Here is a 9014-nt window from a genome sequence, read left to right on the forward strand (position 1 = left end):
GAACGTAGCGGCAACGAAAGGGAGAAGTGCTACATGATCTTTGGCCGTCGAGCATTGGTTCCGCTCGTCCTCGCGGTTGCACTGTCCGTTCCGGCGGCGGCGCAGGACGCGAAGGTCGTGCCCGAATCCCGCGCCGAGATGCAGCTTTCCTTTGCGCCTCTGGTCAAGCAGACGGCGAATGCCGTGGTGAACGTCTATGCCGAACGGGTCGTCGAGCGGCGATCGGTTTTTGCCGATCCCTTCTTCGAAGAGTTCTTCGGCCAACGCATGCCGAACAGGACCGAAAAACAGTCGTCGCTCGGGTCGGGCGTGATCGTCGGTCGGAACGGCGTCGTCGTCACGAACAACCACGTTATCGAGGGCGCTGACGACATCAAGGTCGCGCTTGCCGACGGTCGCGAATTCCCCTGCAAGATCATGCTCAAGGATGACCGGCTCGACCTGGCCGTCCTGAAGATCCAGTCGGACGGGCCGTTCGACATCATTCCCATCGGCGACTCCGATGCCGTCGAGGTGGGCGATCTGGTCCTCGCGATGGGCAATCCGTTCGGCGTCGGCCAGACGGTCACGAGCGGCATCGTATCGGCGCTCGCCCGTAACCAGATTACCTCCGGCGACTTCGGCTTCTTTATTCAGACGGACGCCGCCATTAATCCAGGCAATTCCGGCGGTGGTCTGATCGACATGAACGGACAACTGATCGGCATCAATACGGCGATCTTTTCGAGGGGCGGTGGCTCCAACGGCGTCGGCTTCGCTATTCCCGCCAATCTGGTCAAGGTCTTTGTCGCGTCCGCGGAGGGCGGCGGCGGCTCCTTCATCCGTCCCTTCATCGGCGCGACCTTTGAACCTGTCACGTCCGAGGTGGCCGAGGCGCTCGGGCTCGACCGGGCACGCGGCGCTCTGGTCACGGCCGTCGCCGCGAACGGTCCGGCCGCAGCCGCCGGCATCAAGCCCGGGCAAGTGGTTAGCGCGGTCAACGGCATTGCCGTCGAGCATCCCGACGCGCTCGGTTATCGCCTGACGACCGTCGGCATCGGTCACGAAGCGCGCGTGACGATTTCCGACAACGGAGAGACGCGCGACGTCGTCCTGAAGCTCGAGCAGGCACCGGAGACCTCGCCGCGTGATGAGCGCTTGATCGAGGGGCGCAATCCTTTCGCTGGTGCAGTGGTGGCAAATCTGTCACCCCGACTGGCGGAAGAGTTGCGCATGCCGACTTCCCTGCAGGGTGTCGTCGTGACCGAGATCAACCGTGGCTCACCGGCGGCCCGTATAGGCCTCGAACCGAAGGACATCGTCCGCTCGGTCAACGGAACGGCCATCGACAGTTCGGAGACGCTGGAGACCGTGATGGCTGAGGACGCATCCGTCTGGCGCGTCGAGATTGAGCGCGACGGCCAGATCATCCGACAGTTCTTCCGATGAGCGACCTGTTTTCTCCAGTTGAACCACCGGAAATGGCGTCGGCGAGGCCGCTCGCCGATCGGCTGCGGCCGCGGACGCTTGCCGAAGTCACCGGGCAGGAGCACCTGACCGGCGAAGATGGTACCCTTACGCGCATGATAGCATCCGGTTCGCTGGGCTCTATGATCTTTTGGGGGCCGCCGGGCACGGGCAAGACGACGGTCGCCCGCCTGCTCTCCGGAGAAGCTGGCCTCGCCTTCGAGCAGATTTCGGCGATCTTCTCCGGCGTCGCTGACCTCAAGAAAGTGTTCGAGTCTGCGCGCGCCAGACGGATGTCGGGCCGGCAGACCCTGCTGTTCGTAGACGAGATCCACCGCTTCAACCGGGCCCAGCAGGATAGCTTTCTGCCGGTGATGGAAGATGGAACGGTGATCCTTGTCGGCGCGACGACGGAGAACCCGTCTTTCGAGCTCAATGCCGCGCTCCTGTCGCGCGCACGCGTCTTGACCTTCAAGCCGCATGACGAAGCGAGCCTGGAGGAACTCTTGCGGCGCGCCGAGCAGGCGGAGGGCAAGCCGCTGCCGCTCGACGAGGATGCCCGCGCCAGCCTCCTGCGCATGGCGGACGGCGATGGGCGCGCCGTGCTGACGCTCGCCGAAGAAGTCTGGCGCGCGGCGCGTCGGGATGAAATCTTCGATGCCAATGCTCTGCAGAACATCGTCCAGCGTCGTGCCCCTGTTTACGACAAGGGCCAGGACGGGCATTACAATCTGATCTCGGCGCTCCACAAGTCCGTTCGTGGCTCCGATCCCGATGCTGCGCTTTATTATCTCTGCCGCATGTTCGATGCCGGCGAGGACCCGCTTTATCTCGGCAGGCGGCTGGTCCGCATGGCCGTCGAAGACATCGGTCTCGCGGATCCTCAGGCGCTCGTCATCTGCAACGCCGCCAAGGATGCCTATGACTATCTCGGCTCGCCAGAAGGCGAGCTTGCGCTGGCCGAGGCCTGTGTCTATCTCGCGACGGCACCGAAGTCGAACGCGGTCTACACGGCCTACAAGGCGGCAATGCGCGCGGCGAAGGAAAACGGCTCGCTGCTTCCGCCGAAACATATTCTCAATGCTCCGACGAAGCTTATGAAGGGCGAGGGCTACGGCGAGGGATATCGTTACGACCATGACGAGCCGGACGCATTTTCGGGGCAGGACTATTTTCCGGAGAAGATGGGGCGCAAGACTTTCTACGACCCGCCTGAGCGCGGCTTCGAGCGCGAGCTTCGCAAGCGACTGGAGTGGTGGCAAAAACTTCGGCGCGAGCGAAACTCTTAGAGCAATCCAGGAAAGCGTGTAACGGTTTTCGTCCAGAATTGCGTAGTCTCAAAGAGTTGGATCACCTTACTGTTTCAATGAAACAATGAAACGATCCAAGGCGACATCTGCCCGCCGCGCAGGGCAGACTTGCCGGGAGGTGCCTTGCTCCCCGCAAGTCGCCGTGGCATAGAGCGCCTATTGCAGACGGCTGCACGGGTTCGATATCTATCGTCCCGAACATCCGCGGGGACGGCCTCGCTCCAGACAAGGGAGTTTGAAAATGGCCTGGTTCACCCTTCTGCTTGCCGGCATTCTCGAAATCGGCTGGGCGATCGGTCTCAAATACACGGATGGTTTTACGCGGGTCACGCCGACGGTGCTGACGGTCGGATCGATGATCTTGAGCATCGTGCTTCTCGGTATTGCTGTCCGTTCGCTGCCGCTCGGCACGGCCTACGCCGTTTGGACCGGCATTGGAACCGTGGGCACGGTTGTGCTGGGAATTTTTCTATTTGCCGAGCCGGCGACATTCATTCGTCTCGGCTGCATAGGCCTGATTGTCGCCGGCATCGCCGGTCTCAAATTTTTCGCCTAACTTTTTGCATGTTTCCGTAAAATCGGAGCCGATTTACGGATAAAACAGCAATTCAAAGTGCTACAGCGTCCTTTCGCGCGTCTGAGAAGACGCGCGGGCGCTGTAGGGTGAGTTGTCTGTCGTAACGGCAGGCAACTCCCGTGCTCGACGCTATTTCAAGGCGTCGAGCGCCGTTGCGGCCGCCTTCATTTCCTGCCAGCGGTTCTCGCGGCGCTGGAAAGCCTCCTCGTCGGTTCCCCAATGTTCGATCTGCCAGTCCTCGTCGACATGGGCGGCGGTCCAGGCTTCCTCTGCTGTCAGCCGCCCCATGGCAAAGGCGAGCGCGAGCAGTGCTGATCCGGTGAGTGTCGTCAGCGTATGCAGGCAAGCGAGTCCGAGCGGCGTCGCAAAGGCACGCAGGCCTTCGGCATAGGCCGAGATTGCTTCGGGGGGCTGTTCCTGGTGGATCACGCCCTCAATCAGAATGAAGCGGGCGCCAAGTGATTGCGCTGCCCAGTCGAGGACTGGGTTCCAGAGATCGTTCTGTCGTGCGACGAGCCCTTCCGGACCGTCGGCGCGATAGCAGAGAAGATCGCTGCCCGCGAAGCGCAGAATATCGTCGAACACTGCGCGATGATCGACCGCGACGCCGTCAATCGCCGTGTTGACGATGCGCGTGATCGGCATTGCCGTAGGGTCGATGGCCTCGGATTGCGCATCCCACTCGGCCGCCAACAGTTCGGCAAGCTTGCGCGTCGGAACCGCAAGCGGGTGTCTTTTCGGTGTGCGCACCGTGCGGCCGTCAAGAAGCACGGCATGAGCGCCGTCGTCCGCGGGACCGATGCTAACATCCTTATAGAAGCGCTTGGCTAGCGGCTTTTGCATCTGGATTTGTGCACGCCGCACCGGGTCTTCATGGCTCAGCGCGCCGCTCAACTCGTCGCGTATATCAGGCATGGTTGCGCTCCATCCATTCGATTATGTCTCCCGGTACGTGGGCAATGTGGTCGGCGCCAGCTTCGATCAGGTTCGGCACGCTTGCATAGCCCCAGGCGACCCCGAGAGCATCCGCGCCGGCCGCCTTCGCCATCTGCATGTCGAAGATCGCATCACCGATGACGATCGTGTCCTTCGCATCGATACCCGCCTCCGCACAGCATTCCATGACCATCGCCGGGTGCGGTTTCGACGGGCAATCGTCGGCAGTCCGGGAAACGAAGAAGATCTTGTCGAGCCCATGGGTGGCGGAGATGTGTGTAAGGCCCCGGCGCGATTTTCCGGTTACGGCGCCGATCAGCAATTCATCGCGCGAGGCGAGCGTCTGCAACATTTCGGCAATGCCGGGAAACAGCTGCTCCTGAAAGCCCGCTTCACCCCGCACAGAAGCAAAGATCTCCTTGTAATGTGCCGTCATTATGGTCGCTTGATCGTCGACGTGTTGCCGGCCCAGCAGTCGGGCGATCGCTATGTCGAGCGTCAAGCCGATGATCGCCTTGGTCGCTTCGGTCGTCGGCCGCGGATGGTCAAAGGCTTCGAAGGTGCGGGCCATCACTTCGTGGATCAACCCGACGCTGTCGACCAGCGTCCCATCGCAGTCGAACAGGACGAGTTTCATCAGTCTTCCCCGTCGGCCGTGTTTTCGTCGAAGCCGAGCAGGTTCCAGCTCTGCACCATATGCGGGGGCAGGGGGGCGGTGACCTTCAGTCGCCCACCGTTCGGATGCGGAATATCGATATGCCGGGCGTGCAAATGCAGCCGATTCTGCATCCCGCCCGGGAAGGTCCAGTTGATGTCCGCCTCGAAGTATTTCGGATCCCCAATGATTGGATGACCGATGTGAGCGGCGTGGACGCGGAGCTGGTGCGTGCGGCCGGTATAGGGTTCCATTTCGAGCCAGGCGAGGTTCTGCCCGGCTTGCTCGACGATACGGTAATAGGAAATCGCATGGTCGGCACCTTCGTCGCCGTGTTTGGCAATCCGCATGCGGTCCCCGTCTGGCGTCTGCTCCTTGACGAGCCACGTCGAAATACGGTCCTCGCGCTTGCGCGGCACGCCTTTGACCAGGGCCCAATAGGTCTTCTTGGTGTCACGCTCGCGGAAGGCGGCGGTCAACTGCTGTGCGGCGCCGCGGGTACGGGCGACGACGAGGACGCCCGACGTGTCGCGGTCGAGACGGTGCACCAGTCGCGGCTTTTCGCCCTTCTGGCTCGTCCACGCTTCAAGCATCTTGTCGATATGGCGGCTGACGCCGGAACCGCCCTGCACGGCAAGTCCGGCGGGCTTGTTGAGCACGATCACCTTGGCGTCTTCGTGGAGCACCATGCGCGACAGCAACTCGCCATCGGGTGAATGGCGCAAGTCACGACCGCCGATCGGACCCCTCTTGGTGTCCTTCGCATCGACGCCGAGAGGCGGAATGCGGATCGTCTGGCCCGGCTGAACGCGCGTGTCGGATTTCGCGCGGGCGCCGTCTACGCGGATCTGACCGGAGCGCAGCAGCTTCTGCAGCGGTCCGAAGCCGAGCCCGGGAAAATGCACCTTGAACCAGCGGTCGAGACGCATTCCCGCCTCGTCACCGTCCACCTGCCTGTGTTCTATGCCTGCCATCTGCAAAAATCCTGTTCTTCTACGGCGCCGCGCGTCTTATCAGACGCGCAAAGGACGCTGTAGCACTTTGAATTGCTGGCTTTAGACCATTGCGCGCATCAGGGCCAGTCCGGCGAAGACGGCAAGGATGGAAAGAGTGACGCTTGCGATGATATAGGCGATACCGAGCGTCTGCTGGCCGTGTTCCAGCAGGGTTATCGCATCCAGCGAGAAGGCGGAGAAGGTGGTGTAACCCCCAAGCACGCCGGTGATCAGGAACACGCGCATCTCCGCAGACGCCCCCATCTTGCGCATGATGAACTCCGCCAGGAAGCCGATCAGGAACGAGCCACTGACGTTTACGCACAAGGTGCCCCAGGGAAAGGCGGGGCCGAACCGATGGAGCGTCCAGAGGCCGACGAGATAACGTAGCACGGAGCCCAGCGCGCCGCCGGCGCCGACGAGCAGGATATGGAACATGGAGCCGATTTCCGTTGGGGTAGATGAGGGCGACGATCGCGGGGCGAGCGCCCCGCAGCGGGGTGCAAAACCATTCGTTAAGTGGCACTGGCTAGCATTGTGAGAAATTTCTCATGCAGGTTTCCGGTCCAGGTTGGCGATGACAAAACGAGCAGTGAACTATACGCACTACGACCTCAAGGAACAAAGGGCCGGGACAACGATCGAAGTGACGCTGTCCGCCGTCGCCAACGTCCGGCTGATGACCGACGATAACTTCACCCGGTACCGGGAGACGTTGAAGCATCAATTTCTTGGCGGCGTCGCGCGAAAATCGCCGCTGCGCATGACCATTCCCGAGACCGCCCATTGGCACCTCGTCATCGACATGGAAGGTCACCACGGTCTTGCCGAGTCAAGTGTCCGCCTGGTCGAAACGGCTGGCCAGCCACGTTTTCAATCCATGTCGTGACTAAAGCGCCGCGCGTCTTATCAGACGCGCCCACATGACCCGTCTCAGCCGAGCCGCTCGGCGTGCCATTTCAGATGATCGTCCATGAAGGTCGAAATGAAGTAATAGGAATGGTCGTAACGCTCATGCATCCGGAGCGTCAGCCCTATTCCGGATCCGTTTATCGCCTCCTCGAACAACCAGGGGCGCAAGCCGTTCTCGAGAAATCCGTCCGCCTTACCTTGATCGATCAGGAACTCCGGGAAGCGTGCCCCGTCCCTGACCAATGCGCAGGCATCGTACTGGCGCCAGGTCGTCTTGTCCGAGCCGAGGTATTTTTCGAAAGCACCGATCGACCAATCGGCGGTCGAGGGTTCCACGATCGGCGCAAAGGCCGAGCAGCTCCTGAAACGCTGAGGATTCTTGAGGGCGATCGTCATTGCGCCATGCCCACCCATCGAATGGCCGAAAATGCCCTGTCGGCTCATATCCATGCGAAAATGCTGGCTGACGACGGCGGGCAGTTCCTCCGTGATGTACGTGTACATCTGATAATGCTCGGCCCAGGGCATTTCCGTCGCGTCGAGATAGAAGCCGGCACCCTTGCCCATCTGCCAGTTGGTCACTTCGTCGGGCACATCGTTGCCGCGCGGACTGGTGTCCGGGCAGACGATGATGAGGCCAAGCTCTGAGGCCATGCGCCGATACTCGCCCTTTTCCATCACGTTCGCGTGGGTACAGGTAAGCCCGGACAGATACCAGAGGACCGGGCGCGGCTGGTTGATCGCCTGCGGCGGCACATAGACGGCAAAGGTCATTTCGCCCTTACAGGCGGCCGAATCGTGGGAAAAGACGCCCTGCATGCCGCCAAAGGCAGTATTTTGCGAGATAACTTTCATGACTTACTCCTTGAAGTAGGGCAGGCGTCAGCCGGCCAACTGGACAGCGGCGTTGACCGCCGCGGCGACCAGCACGGTGTTGAAGAAGAACGAAACGACGGCATGCGCCAGATTGATGCGGCGCATCGCCGTTGCCGTGATCGCCACGTCCGATGTTTGCGCAGTCATGCCGATGACGAAGGCGAAATAGAGAAAGTCATAGCCGCCGGGCATGTCCGTTTCCGGAAACATAAGTCCGCGTGCCGGCTCGATCGGATCACGGCTCTCGTCGGCCACCCAATAGACGTGCGCGTAATGCATTGCCGCCATGGTGTGGATCGTCGCCCAGCCGAGTCCCACGGAAGCAAAGGCGAGGGGCAGGTCGAAGCCATTGCCCTGATCTTGCCGATTGAGCGCCAGGAAAAGTGACAGCAGCGAGACGGCAGCCGCAGCAAGGGTAACCAGAAAAATGACCGCTTCAGGTTCGTCGGTGCTATGCGCATGGTGTTCGAGATAACTTCCGGTCAAGCGCCTGAGCCGCACGGCCGCCTTGATGAGATAAACGCAGAAGAATGTGATGGCGGTGATCTCCAGCGCAAAGCGTGGAGCAAGGACCAGGGAGATCGGTAGGCTCAGCAAGGCGCAGCCAAGCGCGGCATAGAATGGCCAGTGTCGCAGCCTTGTCGTCCGTTTCATCGCGCGGCCCAGCGTCCTTCCGCGTTCATCGTTTGGCTTGGCGGCAGAGCCGGTCAAGTGTCTCCAGGAAGGCCGAGCGGTCCCTTGCCGTGAAGGCTGCATTGTAGCCTTTGCTTTCGCCGGTTTCCCTTAAGTGCGCGCCGAGGTCGCGCATGGCCGAAGCCATGCCGATGTTGCTCTTGTCGAAGAGCCGACCGGACGGTCCGGTGACGAGCGCGCCAGCGGCGACACAGCGTGCGGCGAGCGGGACGTCCGCCGTAACCACGATGTCGCCTTCTCCTGCGCGTTCGGCAATCCAGTCGTCGGCTGCATCGAAGCCCGCCGATACGATTACGTTGTGCACCATCGGGTCTCGTGACGGGCGCAGGCCGGAATTGGCGACCAAAGTCACCTCGAAACCGTGACGCTCTGCCACTTTCAGGATTTCCGCCTTCACGGGACAGGCGTCGGCATCGACATAGATCATGTTTAAGCGCACTTCCGAACAGTCAAGAAGCGCCGAAATACAATCGATTCCGGCGCTCTGTTGATCCAGTTTGACAGCTTAGTAGAGGACGACGCTGCGGATGCTTTCGCCGGAATGCATCAGTTCGAAGCCCTTGTTGATGTCGTCGAGCGGCATCGTGTGGGTGATCATCGGGTCGATCTCGATC

Annotated in this window: 11 protein-coding genes; 4 read left to right on the forward strand and 7 right to left on the reverse strand. The window is 61.3% G+C overall.

Annotated features, from left to right (window positions below; genetic code table 11):
* Window positions 1–33: 33 nt before the first annotated feature.
* From QN224_RS07220 to sugE, 3 genes are all read left to right on the forward strand, one after another.
* A complete protein-coding gene (locus QN224_RS07220) occupies window positions 34–1428 on the forward strand; it encodes a DegQ family serine endoprotease (RefSeq protein ID WP_283976057.1) in 1395 nt (464 codons plus the stop codon).
* Window positions 1425–2735: a replication-associated recombination protein A gene (locus tag QN224_RS07225; RefSeq protein WP_173512626.1), complete on the forward strand. Its 1311-nt coding sequence runs from the start codon at window positions 1425–1427 to the stop codon at window positions 2733–2735. Before QN224_RS07220 ends, QN224_RS07225 begins: the two co-directional genes overlap by 4 nt.
* A gap of 262 nt (window positions 2736–2997) precedes the next feature.
* The gene (sugE, locus tag QN224_RS07230; RefSeq protein WP_283976058.1) at window positions 2998–3312 is read left to right on the forward strand and encodes a quaternary ammonium compound efflux SMR transporter SugE; all 315 of its coding nucleotides are present in this window, start codon (window positions 2998–3000) and stop codon (window positions 3310–3312) included.
* 150 nt (window positions 3313–3462) lie between these two features.
* Here the strand turns inward: sugE and QN224_RS07235 are convergent, their stop codons facing one another.
* From QN224_RS07235 to crcB, 4 genes are all read right to left on the reverse strand, one after another.
* Window positions 3463–4248 (reverse strand): ATP12 family chaperone protein, encoded by a 786-nt coding sequence (locus QN224_RS07235; RefSeq protein WP_283976059.1) that lies wholly within the window; start codon window positions 4246–4248, stop codon window positions 3463–3465.
* Window positions 4241–4906 (reverse strand): HAD-IA family hydrolase, encoded by a 666-nt coding sequence (locus QN224_RS07240; protein ID WP_283976060.1) that lies wholly within the window; start codon window positions 4904–4906, stop codon window positions 4241–4243. The genes QN224_RS07235 and QN224_RS07240 overlap by 8 nt, the downstream gene beginning before the upstream one ends.
* On the reverse strand, window positions 4906–5898 hold the full coding sequence (locus QN224_RS07245) for an RluA family pseudouridine synthase (RefSeq protein ID WP_283976061.1): 993 nt from the start codon (window positions 5896–5898) through the stop codon (window positions 4906–4908). Before QN224_RS07245 ends, QN224_RS07240 begins: the two co-directional genes overlap by 1 nt.
* Before the next feature lie 81 nt (window positions 5899–5979).
* Window positions 5980–6357, reverse strand: coding sequence for a fluoride efflux transporter CrcB (gene crcB, locus QN224_RS07250; protein ID WP_173512631.1), 378 nt, complete (start codon window positions 6355–6357; stop codon window positions 5980–5982).
* Window positions 6358–6496: 139 nt separating this feature from the next.
* Between crcB and QN224_RS07255 the strand changes: the two genes are divergently transcribed.
* Entirely contained in the window at window positions 6497–6808 is a 312-nt protein-coding gene (locus QN224_RS07255; protein WP_173512632.1) for a DUF1883 domain-containing protein, read from the forward strand.
* 44 nt (window positions 6809–6852) lie between these two features.
* Here QN224_RS07255 and fghA read toward each other — a convergent pair whose 3' ends face one another.
* From fghA to QN224_RS07270, 3 genes are read right to left on the reverse strand one after another with little or no spacing between them, the layout of a single operon-like run.
* Window positions 6853–7686, reverse strand: coding sequence for an S-formylglutathione hydrolase (gene fghA / locus QN224_RS07260; protein ID WP_283976062.1), 834 nt, complete (start codon window positions 7684–7686; stop codon window positions 6853–6855).
* A 27-nt stretch (window positions 7687–7713) separates the two neighbouring features.
* On the reverse strand, window positions 7714–8361 hold the full coding sequence (locus QN224_RS07265; RefSeq protein WP_283976063.1) for a DUF1345 domain-containing protein: 648 nt from the start codon (window positions 8359–8361) through the stop codon (window positions 7714–7716).
* Window positions 8362–8386: 25 nt separating this feature from the next.
* Window positions 8387–8827: a YaiI/YqxD family protein gene (locus tag QN224_RS07270; protein WP_173513313.1), complete on the reverse strand. Its 441-nt coding sequence runs from the start codon at window positions 8825–8827 to the stop codon at window positions 8387–8389.
* Between the last annotated feature and the right edge of the window lie 187 nt (window positions 8828–9014).

Source organism: Sinorhizobium sp. 7-81 (assembly GCF_030124405.1).
In the GTDB taxonomy this organism is placed as follows: domain Bacteria; phylum Pseudomonadota; class Alphaproteobacteria; order Rhizobiales; family Rhizobiaceae; genus Sinorhizobium; species Sinorhizobium psoraleae.

Excerpts from the sequence above, each read along its gene's own strand:
- QN224_RS07220 (WP_283976057.1), top strand. The coding sequence starts at position 34 with ATGATCTTTGGCCGTCGAGCATTGGTTCCGCTCGTCCTCGCGGTTGCA.
- QN224_RS07225 (WP_173512626.1), top strand. The coding sequence starts at position 1,425 with ATGAGCGACCTGTTTTCTCCAGTTGAACCACCGGAAATGGCGTCGGCG.
- sugE (WP_283976058.1), top strand. The coding sequence starts at position 2,998 with ATGGCCTGGTTCACCCTTCTGCTTGCCGGCATTCTCGAAATCGGCTGG.
- QN224_RS07235 (WP_283976059.1), bottom strand. The coding sequence starts at position 4,248 with ATGCCTGATATACGCGACGAGTTGAGCGGCGCGCTGAGCCATGAAGAC.
- QN224_RS07240 (WP_283976060.1), bottom strand. The coding sequence starts at position 4,906 with ATGAAACTCGTCCTGTTCGACTGCGATGGGACGCTGGTCGACAGCGTC.
- QN224_RS07245 (WP_283976061.1), bottom strand. The coding sequence starts at position 5,898 with ATGGCAGGCATAGAACACAGGCAGGTGGACGGTGACGAGGCGGGAATG.
- crcB (WP_173512631.1), bottom strand. The coding sequence starts at position 6,357 with ATGTTCCATATCCTGCTCGTCGGCGCCGGCGGCGCGCTGGGCTCCGTG.
- QN224_RS07255 (WP_173512632.1), top strand. The coding sequence starts at position 6,497 with ATGACAAAACGAGCAGTGAACTATACGCACTACGACCTCAAGGAACAA.
- fghA (WP_283976062.1), bottom strand. The coding sequence starts at position 7,686 with ATGAAAGTTATCTCGCAAAATACTGCCTTTGGCGGCATGCAGGGCGTC.
- QN224_RS07265 (WP_283976063.1), bottom strand. The coding sequence starts at position 8,361 with ATGAAACGGACGACAAGGCTGCGACACTGGCCATTCTATGCCGCGCTT.
- QN224_RS07270 (WP_173513313.1), bottom strand. The coding sequence starts at position 8,827 with ATGATCTATGTCGATGCCGACGCCTGTCCCGTGAAGGCGGAAATCCTG.